At 58.5% G+C, this 598-nt stretch carries 1 protein-coding gene; it reads left to right on the forward strand.

Features of this window, described 5'->3' with window-relative positions; all coding sequences use genetic code 11:
* Positions 1-127: 127 nt before the first annotated feature.
* Positions 128-466, forward strand: coding sequence for a tryptophan synthase subunit beta (locus tag AC1DVH_RS32465; protein ID WP_477757220.1), 339 nt, complete (start codon positions 128-130; stop codon positions 464-466).
* Positions 467-598 lie beyond the last annotated feature (132 nt).

Consider the following 598-nt stretch of genomic DNA (forward strand, 5'->3'; position numbering starts at 1 on the left):
CTGATGGGGTGGCCGTCACGTTTGCATCCACTGCCCGGTGACGATTTCGTCACCGCGCCACATACTGGCGTGCAGTTGACCTATGCTGCTGACAGCATGACGCTGGCTCAAATCCGAGGGGTGCTCAATGTTTTACGTGCAACGCGATGCGCAGGGTCTGTTGGTACGCGTGGAACCCGCCGCCTACGCCGAGGCCACGGAAACGCTGCCGGCCGACCATCATGAAATCCAGACCTGGTTTGCCAACGCGGCTGTGGAGAACAGCCTCAAGCAGCTCAAGCAAAGTGACCTGGAAATGATCCGGGTACTCGATGACTTGATTCAGGTGCTGACCCAGAAAGGCGTGATCCGCGTCACCGACCTGCCAACGGCGGCCCAGGCCAAGCTCATGGACCGTAACCAGGCCCGTGAAGCCTTGGGTGGCTTGAGCCAATTGATCGATGATGAAGAGACCGGGTTGATCTGATCATTGATCTTCAGTGACTGTTCCAACCTCATCGCGGGCAACCCAGCTCTAAAGAGTTACTTCCAGGGCCTGGGCTCGCCGAACAACTGGCCCTGCACACCGTACAGCCCCATCTCGCGAATCACCGACAAC

This window comes from Pseudomonas sp. P4_C3, from assembly GCF_056402075.1.

What these genes read in the sequence shown, in the direction of transcription:
- AC1DVH_RS32465 (WP_477757220.1), top strand. Translation starts at nt 128, where the DNA reads ATGTTTTACGTGCAACGCGATGCGCAGGGTCTGTTGGTACGCGTGGAA.